An 18,024-nucleotide genomic window follows, 5' to 3' on the forward strand; every position below is an offset into this window, starting at 1 on the left:
AACCGTGATGCGACGCGGTCGTTCCGTTATCCGGACGCGCATGAACGACCGCCGGACGCAGGGTAGTTGACCATGAATTGATCACGCATCGACATCAATGCGACGTCGAGGTGACAGGACGTCCCACACAGGACATCCACCCCATCGCGGTCATGGGCCTATCAATGGGCGCGGTCGGGTGCTTTGCGCCCGAAGGCCCCGCGGCGGCTCTTGACCGGGCGTTTCGATCGGGCCGCACCCGGCGCCCCGGCCCGGCGGAGTACGCCGGTGGGGTTCAGTTCGCAGGCCCGGTTCAGTTCGCAGGCCCGGTTCAGTTCGCAGGCCCGGCCGCGTACGCCGGTCCCGCTCAGTACGCCGGTCCCGCTCAGTACGCCTGGGGGTAGCCGTAGCCGGGGGCGCCGGCGGGCGAGGGGCCGGCCGGGGCGTGCGCCTCACGGTCGTAGAACGGGCGGGTGTGGGCGCGCAGCCACATCGCCACCGGGTCGTACTCGTCGGACATGGCGACGGTGGATACCGGCAGGCCGTCCGGCACGGCGACGACGGTCTGCGCCATCATCGCGCGGACCGACTCGACGGCGGCCCGGTTGGTGTCGTAGAGGTCGAGGCCGATGGCGAGGTACGGCACCCCGAGCGAGGGCTGCACCCAGACGCGGCGCAGTGACCGGATCGCCGGGGTCCGGTGGGCGTTCTGCGTGAGCAGCGCGTAGAACTGCGGGATCTCGATGGCCGGTTCGGAGAGGGTGAGCGGGCCGGCGGGCAGCCGGTCCAGGCCGGTGGCGATCCGGCGCAGGTCCAGCCAGGGGATGCCGACGCCGCCGCCGGGGGCGTGCGGGTTGAGCCAGATCCCCCAGTGGTCGGGGAAGAGGGCGCGGGCGATGTCCCGGCCGGTGACGACCTCGTGGGCGCGGTTCCAGCCACTGGCTGCCAGCTCGCGGGCGGAGGTGACGCAGGGGGCGTATCCGAGCCCCTCGACGTCCATGTTGCCGTACTGGGCGTCGGGCGATCCGGCCGTGCCGTTCCAGAGCAGCATCCAGACCTGGCCCCCGGCGACGGCCCGCAGCAGGGACTCGTACGCGTCGAAACGGCCGGGTTCGACCTGGCGCAGCATCTGCTCGACCTGCCCGGCCGCCGCGGCGCCTGACGCACTCACCCTGGTCCCGCCCCTCGTCGATCCACTGTCTCGCGGTGGCCGCTCCGGGCACACGGGAGCGGCTTCGCCATCAAACCAGCTTATGCGCCCGCACTGACAGCGACTTGACGCCACGACCCGGCATGCGGACGCCGGCACGTCCGCGGCCGTCCCGCCGGGCCCCCGGCGCGGGTGTCACCGCACGTGCCCCTCGCGGACCCAGAAGGGCCTGACCTTCTCCAGCATCCAGTCGCCGACCGGGTCCTGGGCGACGTCGAGCAGGACCAGGTTGACCGGCCAGGGCACCTGGACCCGGCCGAGGGCGCGGCCGAGGGCGTCCATGGGAACGCTCTGACCGGCCCCTTCCCAGGTGGCGAACTGGACGCCCACGAAGAGCACCGGGTCGCCGCCCTCGATGGAGGCCAGTATCCGGCGGGCGGTGGCGACGATCCCGGTCCCGGCGAACTCCTCGCCGACGACGGCGAGGAAGTCGACGGGGTCCTCCTTCCAGTCCGGCTCGAACAACCGGACCCGTCCCCCGCCGGCCGGCCCGTCGAGCGGGCCGCGTCCCGCCCGGCACAGCTCCGCGACGGCGGGCGGCGGCAGCGGCACGCCGACCGCGCCACCGGGGTTCACCGCGATGCCGAGGTGCGGATGCAGGCCGCGGGCGAACTCCTGGGCGGGCGCCACCGCGAAGGGGTAGTGGCCGCCGACGCACGCGAGGAACTGGGCCTCGGAGCTGAAGACGGGGACGTAGACGCCGCCGTCGATCTCCATCGTCGGCAGGTCGAGGTCGGTGCTGTCGTTGCCGCCGCCCCGGGGCAGCGGCACCCAGACGTGGCTGCGCCCGAGCACCTCGACGATCCGGCCGCCCGCCTCGGGCAGCCCGACGGAGAGGCCGAGCACCTCTTCGAGCTCGTTCGCCGGCCACCCGGACTGCGCGTGACCGGCCTGTTCGTGGGGGTGGCCGGCCTGCTCGTGCGGGTGACTGACCGGCTCGTGGGGGTGACCGGCCTGCTCGTACCCCTGCCCGGCCTGCTCGTACCCCTGCCCGGCCCACTCCTGGGGCCGACCGGTCTGCTCGTGGCTCTGGGCCGGTGCCGGAATGTCCACTGCCTGCGTCCTCTTCTCGACCGTCTTCTGCGCGGAAACCCTAACCGGCGGCCGGGCCGGGCATACCCGTCTGCGGGGAGACGGCCGTCCCCTCCGCCGCCGACGCCGGGGCCGGCACGGCCGGGGCGGGGACGGGCGCCGGGGCGGGGACGGGCGCCGGGGCGGGGACGGGGGCCGGGGCGGGCACGTCGGCGCGGGGCGCCACGACCCCGGGCGTCCCGCCGGTCGCGGCCGCCTCCCCGAACACGATCGCCTCCAGCGCACCCGCGGCGTCGCGGTCCAGCAGCACCACCGAGGCGCACCCGTCCGGCAGCCCGCCGCCGGCGATCCCGGCGAGCAGCCGGGCCACCGCGCGCCGGTGCCGGGCGAAGGCGTACCCGGAGACTCCGCGGCCGCGTTCGCGCTGCCCGGCGCGCGCCACCTCGGGCGTCACGTCCAGCAGCACCAGGTGCAGCGCGCCGCCCCGGCGCACCGCGGCGCGGGCCAGCCACCGCCGCACCCAGGTCTGGGTCCCGCAGTCGTGCACCACCACCGGGGCGCCGGAACGCACGGCGCGCCGCAGCCCCAGATAGTGCGCCGCCCGGACGAGCGGCCGGTAGACGGCGTAGGGCAGTAAGCCCGGCGTCATGGCCGCCCACCGGTCCCGGGTGTCCTGCGAGTCGATCGCCCGGTCGGTCACCGCGCCCCGGATCAGCGTCGACTTCCCGCTGCCCGGCAGCCCGGAGACCACCACCAGGTCGGCCGCGCCGAAGCGCAGCGCACCGGGCGTCCGGCCGCCGCGTCCGCGCAGGTCGCGGACGCGCGGCCCGCACCGGCCCGGCCGCTCCCGGGCCGGTGCGCCCGGCCGTGCGGGCAGCACCCCGTACACGGTCCCCGCGCCCGACGCGTCATGTTGCGACGCCATCGCCCGTCCCCTTTCGGTCACCCGACACCTCTCATGAAGTGTAAAGAAATGGTAATGCGGAGCAACCGGTCCGGCGGACGGCCGCGTGTCGCGACCGCGGCCCACCCTCCCCCTTCGCGCCCCTCCCCCGTGCCGGAACCCACCTGCCGCCGCACCCGGCCGCCATGCGTGCGATGATGGCCGCGCCAACTGCATACAGGCCGTTTGAATCCACGCGGGAGAGTTCCGGCCCCCCGTGTGTGCCGGGCGCCGAAGGAGCAAGATCCTCCCTTGAATCTCTCAGGCCCCGTACCGCGTGGATGAGGCAGATCTGAAAAGCGGGCCGGTTCCGTCCGGCTCCACCCAAGGTGCAAGCCGGCCCCGTCTCCGTGCGGGGAGTCTTCGGCGAACCTCTCAGGTTCGATGACAGATGGGGAGGGATCGTCCTCGTCGTCATGCCCTGCGCCCTGGGAGTCACCCTTCATGAGTACTGTCCCCCGCACGACCGCCCTCGATGCGCTGCATCGATCGCTGGGCGCCACCATGACCGACTTCGCGGGCTGGGACATGCCGCTGCGGTACGCCAGTGAGCGCGAGGAGCACCAGGCGGTGCGCACCCGCGCCGGGCTGTTCGATCTCTCGCACATGGGCGAGATCACCGTCTCGGGCCCGCGGGCCGTCGACTTCCTGAACCACGCGCTGGTCGGCAACATCGCCACGGTCGGCGTCGGCCGGGCCCGGTACACGATGATCGTCCGCGAGGACGGCGGCATCCTCGACGACCTGATCGTCTACCGCCTCGAAGAGACCGGGTACCTGGTCGTCGCCAACGCGGGCAACGCGCAGACCGTGCTGGACACCCTCACCGAGCGGGCCGCCGGCTTCGGGGACGGCGTGGAGGTACGCGACGACCGCGACGCGTACGCCCTGATCGCCGTCCAGGGCCCGGAGTCCCCCGCCGTCCTCGCGGCGGTCACCGACGCCGATCTGGACGGCCTGAAGTACTACGCGGGCCTGCCGGGCACCGTCGCCGGCGTCCCGGCGCTGATCGCGCGCACCGGGTACACCGGCGAGGACGGCTTCGAACTGTTCGTCGCCCCCGAGCACGCCGAGCGGCTGTGGCAGGCGCTGACCGAGGCCGGCGCGCCGCACGGGCTGATCCCCTGCGGGCTCTCCTGCCGCGACACGCTGCGCCTGGAGGCCGGCATGCCGCTGTACGGCCACGAGCTGACCCGGGAGCTGACCCCGTTCGACGCCGGGCTCGGCCGGGTGGTGAAGTTCGAGAAGGACGGTGACTTCGTCGGCCGGGAGGCGCTGGCCGCCGCCGCCGAGCGCGCCGAGACCGCCCCGCCGCGCAAGCTGGTCGGCCTGGTCGCCGAGGGCCGCCGGGTGCCGCGCGCCGGGTTCTCCGTCGTCGCCGACGGCAAGGTGATCGGCGAGGTCACCTCCGGCGCCCCTTCGCCCACCCTCGGCAAGCCGATCGCCATAGCCTACGTGGACGCGGCCTTCGCCGCGCCCGGCACGGCCGGCGTCGGCGTGGACATCCGGGGCAGCCACGAACCGTACGAGGTCGTGGCCCTGCCCTTCTACAAGCGTCAGAAGTGACATCCGGGACATCCCGCACGGATGAACGTGACGCATTCGCGTCTCACCCCGTAAGACCCCCGTTCACCAGCACTCCCCCGCGTACAGGAGAATTCAGACCATGAGCAACCCCCAGCAGCTGCGGTACAGCGAGGAGCACGAGTGGCTGTCGGCCGTCGAGGACGGCGTGGCCACGGTCGGCATCACGGAGTACGCGGCCAACGCGCTCGGTGACGTCGTCTACGCCCAGCTCCCGGAGGTCGGTGCCACCGTGACCGCGGGCGAGACCTGCGGCGAGCTGGAGTCGACCAAGTCGGTCAGCGACCTGTATTCGCCGGTCACCGGTGAGGTCACCGCGGCCAACCAGGACGTCGTGGACGACCCCTCGCTGGTGAACTCCGCTCCTTTCGAGGGCGGCTGGCTGTTCAAGGTGCGTGTCGCGGAGGAGCCGCAGGGCCTGCTCTCCGCCGACGCGTACACCGCGTTCTCCGGCAACTGAGACCTTAGGGACCCCCCGATGTCGCTTCTGAACTCCTCCCTCCACGAGCTGGACCCGGACGTCGCCGCCGCCGTCGACGCCGAGCTCCACCGCCAGCAGTCCACCCTCGAAATGATCGCGTCGGAGAACTTCGCTCCGGTCGCCGTCATGGAGGCCCAAGGCTCCGTCCTCACCAACAAGTACGCCGAGGGCTACCCGGGTCGCCGCTACTACGGCGGCTGCGAGCACGTCGACGTGGTCGAGCAGATCGCGATCGACCGCGTCAAGGCGCTGTTCGGCGCCGAGGCCGCGAACGTGCAGCCGCACTCGGGCGCGCAGGCCAACGCCGCCGCGATGTTCGCGCTGCTCCAGCCGGGCGACACGATCATGGGCCTGAACCTGGCCCACGGCGGTCACCTGACCCACGGCATGAAGATCAATTTCTCCGGCAAGCTCTACAACGTGGTCCCGTACCACGTCGACGAGACCGGCGTCGTGGACATGGACGAGGTCGAGCGGCTCGCCAAGGAGTCCCAGCCGAAGCTGATCGTCGCCGGCTGGTCCGCCTACCCGCGCCAGCTCGACTTCGCCGCCTTCCGCCGCATCGCGGACGAGGTCGGCGCGTACCTGATGGTCGACATGGCGCACTTCGCGGGCCTGGTCGCCGCGGGTCTGCACCCGAACCCGGTGCCGCACGCCCACGTCGTGACCACCACCACGCACAAGACCCTCGGCGGTCCGCGCGGCGGCGTGATCCTGTCCACCCAGGAACTCGCCAAGAAGATCAACTCGGCGGTCTTCCCGGGCCAGCAGGGCGGTCCGCTGGAGCACGTGATCGCGGCCAAGGCGGTCTCCTTCAAGGTCGCGGCGTCCGAGGAGTTCAAGGAGCGCCAGCAGCGCACCCTGGACGGCGCCCGCATCCTCGCCGAGCGTCTGGTGCAGCCGGACGTCACCGAGGTCGGCGTCTCCGTCCTGTCGGGCGGCACGGACGTGCACCTGGTCCTGGTGGACCTGCGCAACTCGGAGCTGGACGGCCGCCAGGCCGAGGACCGGCTGCACGAGCTGGGCATCACGGTCAACCGGAACGCCATCCCCAACGACCCGCGCCCGCCGATGACCACCTCCGGTCTGCGCATCGGCACCCCGGCCCTGGCCACCCGCGGCTTCCAGGCCGAGGACTTCACCGAGGTCGCGGAGATCATCGCCGCCGCCCTCAAGCCGGAGTACGACGCCGAGGCGCTGAAGGCCCGGGTCTCCGCCTTGGCCGGCAAGTTCCCGCTGTACCCGAACGTGAAGTAGCCACCGCGGACGCGTCGGTCCTGCGGGGCCGGCCCCCGCGTCCGGCGCAGCGGGCGGGGTCCGAAAGGGTCCCGCCCGCGCTGCTTCCCCGCACCGCCGATCCCCTCGGCCCGCGCCGCCCCGGCCGCCCGCCGCGGCCCGTACCACCTGTTCGGCCCGCTCCTCCCGCTCGGCCCGAAGCGCCCGCTCCGCCCGTACTTCACGCCCCGCCCCGCACCGGCCCCACCGGGCCCCCGCACCCGGGCCGCGCGTCCACCACCCCCGGACGACGGCCACCCGCAACGCCGACGGACAGCGCCGTCCGCCAACCCCTAGGAGTCTCCCGTGGCCCTCTCCGTCTTCGACCTCTTCTCGGTCGGCATCGGCCCGTCCAGCTCCCACACGGTGGGGCCCATGCGCGCCGCGCGGATGTTCGCCCGCCGCCTGAAGAACCAGGGGCTGCTGGCCCACACCGCCTCGGTGCGCGCCGAGCTGTTCGGCTCGCTGGGCGCGACCGGCCACGGCCACGGCACCCCGAAGGCGGTCCTCCTCGGCCTCGAAGGGGAGTCGCCCCGCACGGTGGACGTGGAGTCGGCCGACGCCCGGGTCGAGGCCGTCCGCACCTCGGGACGGCTCAACCTCCTCGGCGCGCACGAGATCGCCTTCGACGCCGACGAGCACTTGGTCCTGCACCGCCGCAAGGCGCTCCCGTACCACGCCAACGGCATGACGGTCGGGGCGTACGACGACGGGGGCGCGGTCCTGCTGGAGAAGACGTACTACTCCGTCGGCGGCGGCTTCGTGGTGGACGAGGACGCGGTGAACGAGGAGGAGCGGATCATCCCGGACGACACCGTCCTCGCCCATCCGTTCCGCACCGGCGACGAACTCCTGCGGCTGACCCGCGAGACCGGTCTCTCCATCTCTTCCCTGATGCTGGAGAACGAGAAGGAGTGGCGCACGGAGGAGGAGATCCGGGCCGGTCTGCTGGAGATCTGGCACGTCATGCAGGCGTGCGTGCAGCGCGGCATGTCCCGCGAGGGCATCCTGCCGGGCGGCCTGAAGGTACGCCGCCGGGCCGCCAAGTCGGCCCGCCAACTGCGGGCGGAGGGCGACCCGCAGGTGCTCGCGATGGAGTGGATCACCCTCTACGCGATGGCGGTCAACGAGGAGAACGCGGCCGGCGGCCGGGTCGTCACCGCCCCCACCAACGGCGCGGCGGGCATCATCCCGGCGGTCCTGCACTACTACATGAACTTCGCCGCGGGGGGCGCCACCCCGGCCGAGAAGGACGACAGCGTGGTCCGGTTCCTGCTGGCGGCGGGCGCGATCGGCATGCTCTTCAAGGAGAACGCGTCCATCTCGGGCGCCGAGGTCGGCTGCCAGGGCGAGGTCGGCTCCGCCTGCTCCATGGCCGCAGGCGCCCTCGCCGAGGTCCTCGGCGGTACGCCCGAGCAGGTCGAGAACGCCGCCGAGATCGGCATGGAGCACAACCTCGGCCTCACCTGCGACCCGGTCGGCGGCCTGGTCCAGATCCCCTGCATCGAACGCAACGGCATGGCCGCCGTGAAGGCCGTCACCGCCGCCAAGATGGCCCTGCGCGGCGACGGCTCCCACATGGTCTCCCTCGACAAGGTCATCAAGACCATGAAGGAGACGGGCGCCGACATGTCCGTCAAGTACAAGGAGACGGCCCGGGGCGGGCTCGCGGTGAACATCATCGAGTGCTAGGCAGATGGGCCCTGACCAGCGCGTTCGCATCTTTCAGCGCTGTCAGGGCCTTCCCTGCTTACCCGGCGAAAAGTCCCTGGAATCTCCCTGGGACAGACATGAAAGTCCCTGAAAAGTCCCTGGGATGTCCCCACTCTGTGACGATCCCGCCGGCCCTCCGGCTGATCGGACACGACGGAACCGCTTGCGTAGGTCCTGAGGTAGGGTCTACCACTGGCCGTCACCTCTTCATCCGGCTGCGCCAGTTCCACCATCACCAGGCAGGACGATCAACCTCCGCCATGCGATTTCTCGACGGCTGGCGCCAGCCGAACGCTTCCTCATGCCCCTTTCCGCGAGACCGGCAGCTCCAGAATGCTGGCGCTCTCACGATCGGATTGGCGGTGATCCGGGGGCAGGGTGCTTTAGGCGGCCAAGCCTCTGCCGCACGATCGTAGCAAGGCCCGGAAGGACTGGGCGGCCAAATTACGGCTCATCCGAGCGTTTCACCGAAGCTATTCGGAAACTCTTCCCTTGCTCACCTCGCCTCGACGCTTGATCATGTCGCGCGAAATTCTCTCAAGGACCGCGTCGGCATCAGGGTCATCGAACCCCATCCGCCCGGTTTGACGGTTATACCTATTGACCAGAACTTGCGGCCACGGCGAGGCAAGTCCACTGATCCTTGCATATTCACCCATCTCGGACTCTGTCGGAGTCTTGACATGCTGGAGATCAATCAAAAGGTCCGGAACTGTGAAGAACTGCGGCAGGTGGAAGTACCGATCGTGACGCCCGAGAATAATTCGCCTGCTTTCTGCGCGCAAGTCACTGGAATTCTTTTTCAGCTTCATACGACGCCCCTTCTCTTCCGGATTCCATCCGCCCCGCGGAGGTATATCCTTTTCGATACTCCTCCATTCCGGCTCAATCACGCTCCAGGCGCGAAACGGGTCAACCTCAAGAAGAGGAGATGCGGCCACCAAAAGATGCCTGTCCGCCTTTCCATTGGCAAGGTCACATCCAGGCGTGAGCTGCACCCAATAACGCTGCGTATCCGCATGCAACAGAAGGTCACCCGTGTCAAAATTATCCCCAATGGGGGGGATCACGTAAATCCGAGACGGATGCCAATTACTAGGCAATTCCAGCGCACGCCCCACAGGGCCGCGCAGGCGATCCTCTCCATCGAGAGACAGGGTCAATTCCAGTGACCGCGTCAGACGAGCGGTTAGGAATGTGATCTTCTCCTCAGCATCGTAGTTTCCCAGCGAGGCCCACTGCTTTGAGATATCCCAGAGATACTCTCGGGTCACCTCGCGAACATGGTCTGCAAGGCCCCTGACGGCAATAGGCAATCCGCTGTCGAACGCCGCCTTCACAGCATTGATCAAAACGTCGGTGTGCTCCTCTTTGCCCACGACCTGGACGACGGGCGGCTGGGCCAGCGGCTCGACCCGCTCCGTGTATGCGGTGTAAAAGACGACTGGCACAAACCGCGTGGACTTCAAGTTGTCCAGAATCAGCTCGCCAGCGTCGTCCCTTCCCTCGTCGTCACGCACATCCAGAATTACGACATCGACAGTCTGCGCACTCAACACCTCCTCCGCTTGGGAGAATTCAGCGACCGGGATCACTCGCGGTGCGCGGCCATATGCAACATCCGACCGACGAAGCTGATCCTCTACATCCTTTCGGAAGTCCTCGTTATCCTCCACGATGACAACAGTCCACTCAGGACTGGGCTCAGGGAACGCGATAGTCAGATCCGGAATGTCCGGCTCCACGTCATCGTCGTTCCCGCCGTCCACGGCGTAATCAACTTCGGTTACGCCCTCCCCGGCTACACCATCTGCGATTGCACTCACACTCGTCTCCTAAAGGTCACCTGGAAAGCTGCTCCGCCAAGCCGACTGTCCACAAGATCAAGCACCCCACCGTAGGCGTCAGCGACACGCTCACCCACGATTGCCAGCCCGAGGCCTCCACCATTCGGTTTGCTGGAATAATAGGGCTCGAAGATGAGGTCACGAATCTCGGCCGGCACCCCGGGTCCACTGTCATCGATCACCAATGCCAAGGCCCCGTCTTCCAGTCTCTCCACTTTAAGCTCCACATACCGCGAACCCCTCGGGACCTGCTGAATCCAATAGAGAGAGTTGTCGAGCAAGTTAATAACGACTTCTTGCAGCTCGGCGGGATCAAGGGTGACGATCTCATCGACACCAGTTACTGTGACATCAGCACCGACCTTTGCGGCACGGCTTGCAAGAACGTCGACGGCCGAATTGACTGTCTCCAGCATGCTGACTTTCTTGGGCCGACCCCGGCGACGCCCTCCAAAGGGCGCAATGCGCTTGAACAGCTGGGCCAAGTAATCCGCTTGTTTATCGGCCGTACTAACGAGGCCGACGGCCTCGTCACGAAGCTCGCAAGCGTCAGCGTCGGCCAGCAACCGCCCCGCATCCCGGGTAACCCGGCGAATCCGCCCGACAGATGACTGTCCATCATGCACAACCTCGTCAACGAGTCTGCCGAGCGTAGCGAGCCTCTGATAGCGGGCAAGCACCTCGCGAACGTGCTCCACGCCCGCGTTGATCCTGCGCTCTGCGTTGGCGACTACAGCTGCCAGCGCGCGGTCGTTGGGGTGCGATTTGCGAACGGCTTCTGCGACATCGGTGATATCAATTTCGTCAAATAGGCCGCGCCCCCGGGGCTCCTCAGTCTCGCGAGTCCGTTTCCGCTGCTTGAGCCGAGCGCTTTCGAGTTCCGCGATGATCTCCGTGACCGCATCCCGCAAGCCGTCATAGGCGGGGCCCTGGAGCAGCCCCTCACGGTTTGTCTGGTCGCGTAGATCGGGGTTTTCATCTGCCGAGATACTGACAGTTCCGATTATCTGTGAGTTACTCAGACGCATCCGGGGGTTGTTTACGCGTCGGGCATCGAGCGTGAGCCAATCGTCACCACGTTCCCCGAATGGCAGAACCCGGAACCCATCGCGGTAAACGCTCACTCCAGCCCGCTGATCGAGCAGATCACGGAACTGCTTAGTTGACAGATTGAGTCCACCGTCGGCAGTCAACTGTGAGATTGCATCTCGGTCCCGGTCATAAACCCGGAGGTCGATGGAGAAGGGGCCGCTAGTAAGCATCCCGTCAGTACCTCGGTGCTGCGCGTTGCGGTCAAGCGCCACTTGGTGCAGGTACGGAGCCCTGCCGGGGATCGTGATCTCAAGGTCCGCCGTCCCGTCGGCCGACACGGATCCGGACAGCCGATACGGGGGGTTCATCAGTTCGGTCGGAGGTTCGATCGGTCCGGCCAACGCTTCGAACTCTCGAGGCAGATCGAGCACGATCTCGAAGTCCCGGTTACCATCCGCACCCGGGGGCGCGATGAGGCGGGAGAGATCACGACGGAGAGCAAGAAGATCTGACTCTTCCCAGCTACGCGTCAGGCCTTCCAACAGCAGCAGCGTGCCACCTGAGCGGCTCGGCAGATCGACTTGTTCCCAAAGCGCGGCCGCACGCCCGCCGTCGTGGAAGTCCACTGCCGCTCGTTCGGTCACATCGAGCTCAACTTGGTCCAGATAAACGTCTGGATCCCTGAACTGACGCCAGTCAACTCCGACTTCGACCTCGCTCGACTCGCCCCAATGCCGACTGATCAAAGTCATGGAGTCAGCCAGTCGAGCAGCTGCGAACCGCCCAACGCCCTTCTCCCCCAAGACGCGGCGACCACGCGGAGTGGTTCTCCCACGCATCCGATGCGGAGTTGCGATCTCCAACCAGATGTCCGTGACGGTTTCGGCAGTCATTCCGGATCCGTCATCCAATACCGCCAGCCCTCCATGGCCTTCTCGAAGCTCGCCGGTGAAACACAGGACAACGCAGCTCGCATCAGCGTCGTAAGCGTTCTTGACCAGCTCTACAACTGCCACAGTCTCGCTACTGATGAGTTCCGTACCGATGGTGTGAAGCAGCCTCGCACGAGGACGGAGCGTTGGCATGGTGACCTCCTGGGAGCAGATGGTAGATCACCGGGCATCCCCACGTCCGCCGCGGCTCCGATGCCCCCTTTTAACTGTTGGTGCGCTCGATGTTCCTACGGCATGTACCGACACGCAGGGGGAGTCGGTACATCTGAGGGGCGGCCGCGGTGCAGAGGCGTTGGATCAAGACAGATTCTGTCAATTCCGGTCTTGTGCTTGTAACTTCAGCAGGTAGCACCGGATGCTGCTGGGGTTCGGAGAAGCAGAAGATGTCCGGCCATGGCGTCGTGCCATGGCGGCTTCTGACTCGCGGACCCTGGAGATCCCCGTGGACACCCCTGTCCTGCGGGCCGGTTGTGCATGCTCGTCGCCGCCGGCACGTACCTCGGAGCCGCTTCGGCTCCCCCGTCGCTCGTTCGTGAGCGACGGCGCCTGTCTGATGCTCAGGCCCTCCTGCAGCGCCTCCTCCCTGTCGGCGACCTACGCCGGAGAGGAGACGCTGTGACCACGCCCCCGTTCAAGCCGAGCGTCGCCCAGCAAACGGCCCTCGTCGAGCACCTCGTGAGCGCGGTGGTCACCGACGCGACAGGCGAGGCACAGGGCGACGTCTGCCTCGGCGAACCTCCCAGCGCGCGCTACTTCATGGAGAGCCTCGGCCCCCACGCCGTCGAGCCGGGTGGCGCTGCCCCCAGGTACGGTCGGATGACTCCGGACAGCCTCGGGTTCGAGTTCGAGGCCGAGAACGCCAGCTCCGTCATGGTCAGGGCGAAGGCGTCCTTCTACTACTCGGCCCTGCCGACCCGAGCAGAGCAGCTGGAGTGGGCCGGCGACCGCGAGGAGCCGTACCGGCTGGCGCCGTTGTTCAGGCGACTTGACGTGGCGGTCGGCCCGGTGGAGATCGTCCTCGGTCAGGCCGGACTCCGTCGGACTCTGGAGGGTGAGTTCCGGCACGCCTTCGCGGGGGCCGTCGAGCTGGCGCTCCGTGATCCGCGTATCGACCGTCGCGTGGGCAATGACCGGCGGGAGCGTCTGGTGCCTCCCGCAGCGATGGAGGACGACAAGTCATTCGAGCAGTGGCTGGCCCGAGAGGTGGCCGGGGATCCTGTGGTGCCGGCCCCCGCCGCACACGTCCTCATCACGTCGAGGCCGGTGGCCCCGGGACGGCTCCGGGTGACCGCGACCCTGCAGAACCTCGCCGCGGACCCGGTCGTGACCGTCCAGGGAAAGGGCAGGAACGCGGGCCGCAGCCGCCGCGACGAGGCGAGGGACAACGCCCTGTTCCGCGCGGGGCTGGAGATCGACGGTGACCGTCTCCTGCCCATCGTGATGGATCTCGGTGCCGACGCCTACCGCTACTCGGGGGACCTGGGGGCGTACGCGAACAACTGCGGTGTCGAGCCGCGGTGGCACGACGGCCGGCTCGTCTCCGTCCGCAGCGTGCCCGTGCCGCAGCACGACACCCATCGCGCGGTGGCCCGTGCTGACGAACGCTGGGGCTACTCGGCGCTCGCTGCGGACCCGCTGCCGGTTCTGGAGGAGCTCGCCGACGAGATGGAGGCGTATCTCGACGCCCCCGCGTGGAGCACGGAGGACCTCCAGGACAGGCCGGAGCTGGCTCGCCGAAAGGAGTCCGACCGCCAGGCCGCCGCGTTGGAGGTCGCCCGCTTCCGCGACGGCATCGCGTGGCTGCGGCGGGATGACCGTCTGCTGACCGCGTTCCAGCTCGCGAACGAGTCCATGACGGAGCTCAACACGCGGAGAAAGCGGCCGAACCGGGGGTGGCGTCTCTTCCAGCTCGTGGCCATCGTGAGCCAGCTCGGCGCTCTGGCCTGGCGGGAGCACCCCCAAGAGCTCTTCACGCCGGGACTCTGGGGTGACGACCAAGACGTGGATCCCACCGAAGCGGCGACCGTCGTCTGGTACCCGACCGGGGGCGGCAAGACGGAAGCCTATCTCGGCTTGGTCCTCGTGTGCATGTTCTACGACCGCACCAGAGGAAAGGAGGTCGGGGTCTCGGCCTGGTGTCGCTTCCCACTCCGGCTCCTCACCCTCCAGCAGACACAGCGGCAACTCGACGTCATTGCTGCCGCTGACATCGTCCGAGGCCGCAACGCCGACCGCATCAAGGAGGTCGGCGGCAATCCCGGGTGGCCCTTCTTCATCGGTTTCTACGCCGGCGGAGGCAACACCCCCAACTCGCTCACGTCCGATCGCACGCTCGACCGCCTTCGGTCGAGCGAGGCAGAGCGGCATGCGTACCGACTCGTACACGACTGCCCCTACTGCGGTGAACGGTCGGTACACATCCCGCCCCCCGATCCCCAGGAGCTCAGGCTCAAGCACGTCTGCGGCAACGAGCGGTGCGGGAAGGTCCTGCCCATCGTCGTGGTGGACACCGAGATCTACCGCTACCTGCCCACGGTCGTGGTCGGCACCTTGGACAAGCTGGCTAACGTCGGGCTGTCGGACAAGTTCGGCGCGCTCCTGGGGGACGTCGACTGCTGGTGCACGCCGCACGGGTTCGGTCGGGGCGGGAAGTGCCATGAGCGCCACGCGCCCGGTCATCCGAAGACGGCTCCCGGGCCACTGAAGGCACCTCTCTACGACCCCTCCCCCTCCCTGGAAATCATCGACGAACTGCACATGGTCAACGAGGAGCTCGGGGCCTTCTCGGGGCACTACGAGGGGCTCCTGGCAGAAGTGCAGCGCACCCTGACGTCGAGGCACCGGGCCGACGGACGAGCAGTCCGCATGAAGGTGGTGGCGACGACCGCCACCATCCGGGGCGAGGACCGCCAGAGCGAGCATCTCTTCGGCCTCAGGTCCGTCGTCGTGCCTCTCCCGGGACCGAACCTCGACGAGAGCTTCTACTGGCGTCTGGACCGAGGGCTCCCCCTCCGTCGTTTCGTCGGGGTCATGCCGACCCGGGGAACTGCGGAGATGACGCTGGTCAGGATCCTGACCTCCGCACACCGAGCCCTGTGGAAACTCGAGCAGCGCCGTAAGCTGCCGCCGGCCTTCGAGGCATGGCCGGAGGAGGAGCTTCGTGCGGTCGTCGACCTGTACCGCACGAGCCTCACGTACGCCACCACGCTCGTCGACTTCGGCCGTATCCGCCGCTCGCTGGACACGCAGGTCAACGAAGCGCTCCGCAGGGAGGGTTATCCGGACCTCCGAGTGGCCGAGCTGAAGAGCGAGACGCGCCTGGACGAGGTGCGTGGCGTCCTGGACGACCTGAGCAGCACCAACGGCGAGACAGGCATGGTCGTGGCCACGAGCATGGTGAGCCATGGGGTGGACGTGGACCGACTGAACTTCATGCTGTTCAACGGCATGCCCAGGTCGATGGCGGAGTACATCCAGGCGTCCTCGCGAGTAGGCCGCGCACACCACGGACTCGTGTTCATGCTCTTCAACCCGGTACGAGAGCGGGACCGCTCGCACTACCGGTACCACGGCAAGTTCCACGAGTACCTGGACCGCATGGTCGAACCGGTGGCGATCAATCGCTGGAGCCGGTTCGCGGTGCGCAGGACCCTTCCCGGAATTCTCATGGGTCACCTGCTCCAGATCGCCAACCGCGACTGGTGGCAGGCGGGCAACGCCCCGGGGCATCTGCACGACCTCTCCAAGATGCAGGCCGCTCTCCGCGATCCCTCCCGTGGCGGCTTGGAGGGCGTCCAGCTCACCGAGCTGCTCGAGGCGCTCCATGCGGTCTTCCAGTCCCATCGGCCGGAAGGACAAGAACTCCGGGGCGACCTAGAGCAGATGGTGAAGGACGCGATCGCCAGCCTCCGCTCTGCAGGCGCCTCTGCCGCCCTCGCTGGCGGGAACAACCGGGGGTACCGCGCGACGGGCGACTACCTGGGACTCGAGTGCCGCCCCATGACGAGTCTCCGCGACGTCTCCGAGGGCATCCCGTTCCACGTCGTGTCCGACAGCCGGAGGTCGTGATGGCGTTCAACCCCAGGAACGACGAGATGTCGCGCGACCGCGGCCAGGTCCTCTTCCGGTTCCGGCCCGGCCAGACCTTCGACCACCGCGGCGGCTACACCGCGCAGGTGATCCAGCTCGGGCGTGACGAGGAGTTCGACGGCCCCTCGCTGGATCGCGACCACCTCATTCAGGAGGCGATGCGATTTGTTCGCAGATGGCGGGCCGCCGGACGCGCGTTCGTCGCCGGATCCGACCGGGCCCCCGAGTTCCCCGGGGACCAGGACAGACTCGCCGATCGCCACTACGAGGTCGTTGTCCCGGGCAAGGTCTTCTGCCGTATCTGGCCCCGGGTGGTGCGCTGCTCCAGAGCAGGATGCGGGCACGTCTGGACGGCCAGCGACCCACGGCCCGGAACCGACGACTGGCCGCCAGCCTGCCCGGCCTGCGGCGGCGTCGTCGGCAATCGGCAGCTCCAGTTCGTCTTCGCGCACAAGTGCGGGGAGACGTCACCCATGTACCCCCCGAGCAAGTGTCCCAGGGGGCACACCCGGTTCAGGCTCGACGACCGCGCCAGCCGATTCCGGGACTTCCGGTGGGAGTGCATGACCTGTGGCTTCCCGCTGGGCGTGCAGTGGAGTTGCAGCAACTCCTCGTGCAGCTACCCGGACAAGTTCATGAACCCCCTCCTTCACTCCGCGGGGACGGCGCACGTAGGCCATGGCCTGACCCTCGTCAACGTGACGACGACGGAGGAGGCGACCCGGCAGAGCAACCCTCTCTACACCGCGGCCGTGCTCGGCTGGTGGCTCGGAGAGATCACCGAGGACGAGTTCCGCCGGCTCACGGACGGGCACACGGTGGACGTCCCCGACGAAGTCGTCGAAAGCATCCGGGTGATGGAGGATGCCGGTCTGCACGACCAGGCGCGTGCCCTGCGGGCACGCTTCATGCCGGTCGAAGTGGACCATCTGCGGGACCGGGTGGGTAAGGCCCTCGGGCTCGACACGGGAAGTGACGACGCCCGCGGGCTCGCAGCCGAGCTGCACACCTACCGTCGCGTTCTCAACCTGAAACGCCTCGGGGTCCCCCGACTGCAGCGGGAAGCGCGCAACCCGGAACGGCGTGCCCTCTACGAACGCTACCCCGGCGTCCTGGCAGCTGCCGGTCTCAGCCGTGACACCTGCCTGGTAAGCGATCTCCCGATCACGTACCTCGCGATCGGCTACAGCCGGACCGGCTTCAGCCCCGAGGAGGCGGACCTGGTGCCCTACCGGGGTCGCGTTTCACGGAGTGCTCCCGAGAAGACCCTTCTCTACGCGCACCCCACCCAGGCGGAAGCGCTGCTCTTCCCGGTGGACCGGGACCGGGTGAGCCGGTGGATGGTCCGCAATGATCTCGTAAGCCAACGCACTCTTGATGACGCCGGGGGCGTCGCCCAGTGGCTCGTTCATCAGCTCGGTCCGAGTAACGGCCAGGCTCTCTCCCACGAGGTACGACCTGCTCCGGGACACCCCGACCTCCCGGTCCACGAGCTGTTCGGTCTGCTGCACTCCTTGTCGCACCAGATCCTGCGGGCGCTGGCGGTCGACAGCGGGTACAGCGAGACGAGCCTGTCCGAGTACCTGTTCCCGTACGACCTGGCCTTCGCCGTCTACCCCAACGGGGGCAGCGATTTCAGCCTGGGTGCGATGAGGACCGTCCTGGAGCAGAACCTCGACGCGGTCGTGAGTCGCGCCGTCGACAACGACTCCTGCCTGTACGACCCCAACTGCATGATCACGAACGAGGGTGCCGACCACGGCTGCCTGCAGCTGCCCGAGACAGCCTGTCAGTCCTGGAACCGTAACCTCTCCCGCTGGCATCTCTTCGGTTCCCCGGACGGTTCGAGAGTCGGGTACTGGGACCCGAGTCTCTGAGCCCGACGG

The 18,024-nt window shown here is 68.4% G+C and carries 11 protein-coding genes and 1 riboswitch; of the genes, 6 read left to right on the forward strand and 5 right to left on the reverse strand.

From position 1 onward, the window contains the following. Window positions 1-364: 364 nt before the first annotated feature. The 3 genes from Q0994_RS14050 to Q0994_RS14060 all read right to left on the reverse strand — a co-directional run bounded on the left by Q0994_RS14050 (window position 365) and on the right by Q0994_RS14060 (window position 3,146). A complete protein-coding gene (locus Q0994_RS14050; protein ID WP_299533891.1) occupies window positions 365-1,150 on the reverse strand; it encodes an enhanced serine sensitivity protein SseB C-terminal domain-containing protein in 786 nt (261 codons plus the stop codon). A 174-nt stretch (window positions 1,151-1,324) separates the two neighbouring features. Further along, on the reverse strand, window positions 1,325-2,035 hold the full coding sequence (locus tag Q0994_RS14055) for an enhanced serine sensitivity protein SseB (RefSeq protein WP_299534181.1): 711 nt from the start codon (window positions 2,033-2,035) through the stop codon (window positions 1,325-1,327). A 247-nt stretch (window positions 2,036-2,282) separates the two neighbouring features. Further along, a complete protein-coding gene (locus Q0994_RS14060) occupies window positions 2,283-3,146 on the reverse strand; it encodes an AAA family ATPase (protein ID WP_299533893.1) in 864 nt (287 codons plus the stop codon). Window positions 3,147-3,351: 205 nt separating this feature from the next. Continuing rightward, window positions 3,352-3,450, forward strand: a riboswitch (glycine riboswitch). Window positions 3,451-3,608: 158 nt separating this feature from the next. Between Q0994_RS14060 and gcvT the strand changes: the two genes are divergently transcribed. The 4 genes from gcvT to Q0994_RS14080 all read left to right on the forward strand — a co-directional run bounded on the left by gcvT (window position 3,609) and on the right by Q0994_RS14080 (window position 8,196). After that, a complete protein-coding gene (gene gcvT / locus Q0994_RS14065; protein WP_299533896.1) occupies window positions 3,609-4,730 on the forward strand; it encodes a glycine cleavage system aminomethyltransferase GcvT in 1,122 nt (373 codons plus the stop codon). A 100-nt stretch (window positions 4,731-4,830) separates the two neighbouring features. Next, window positions 4,831-5,208, forward strand: a complete 378-nt coding sequence (gene gcvH, locus Q0994_RS14070; RefSeq protein WP_299533898.1) for a glycine cleavage system protein GcvH — start codon at window positions 4,831-4,833, stop codon at window positions 5,206-5,208. Between the two features lie 18 nt (window positions 5,209-5,226). Then, a complete protein-coding gene (gene glyA / locus Q0994_RS14075; protein WP_299533901.1) occupies window positions 5,227-6,486 on the forward strand; it encodes a serine hydroxymethyltransferase in 1,260 nt (419 codons plus the stop codon). A gap of 324 nt (window positions 6,487-6,810) precedes the next feature. After that, window positions 6,811-8,196: an L-serine ammonia-lyase gene (locus Q0994_RS14080; protein ID WP_299533903.1), complete on the forward strand. Its 1,386-nt coding sequence runs from the start codon at window positions 6,811-6,813 to the stop codon at window positions 8,194-8,196. Window positions 8,197-8,690: 494 nt separating this feature from the next. Here the strand turns inward: Q0994_RS14080 and Q0994_RS14085 are convergent, their stop codons facing one another. Beyond that, window positions 8,691-10,043: a response regulator gene (locus Q0994_RS14085; RefSeq protein WP_299533905.1), complete on the reverse strand. Its 1,353-nt coding sequence runs from the start codon at window positions 10,041-10,043 to the stop codon at window positions 8,691-8,693. Then, window positions 10,040-12,181 (reverse strand): ATP-binding protein, encoded by a 2,142-nt coding sequence (locus Q0994_RS14090; protein WP_299533907.1) that lies wholly within the window; start codon window positions 12,179-12,181, stop codon window positions 10,040-10,042. Before Q0994_RS14090 ends, Q0994_RS14085 begins: the two co-directional genes overlap by 4 nt. 483 nt (window positions 12,182-12,664) lie before the next feature. On the opposite strand from Q0994_RS14090, the gene Q0994_RS14095 reads away from it, so the two are divergent. Further along, window positions 12,665-16,117: a helicase-related protein gene (locus Q0994_RS14095; RefSeq protein WP_299533910.1), complete on the forward strand. Its 3,453-nt coding sequence runs from the start codon at window positions 12,665-12,667 to the stop codon at window positions 16,115-16,117. Next, window positions 16,117-18,015 carry a hypothetical protein gene (locus tag Q0994_RS14100; RefSeq protein WP_299533912.1) on the forward strand — a complete coding sequence of 633 codons (1,899 nt, stop codon included), beginning with the start codon at window positions 16,117-16,119 and terminating at the stop codon, window positions 18,013-18,015. Before Q0994_RS14095 ends, Q0994_RS14100 begins: the two co-directional genes overlap by 1 nt. Window positions 18,016-18,024: the final 9 nt, after the last annotated feature.

Source organism: uncultured Streptomyces sp. (assembly GCF_947488945.1).
Lineage (GTDB): Bacteria > Actinomycetota > Actinomycetes > Streptomycetales > Streptomycetaceae > Streptomyces.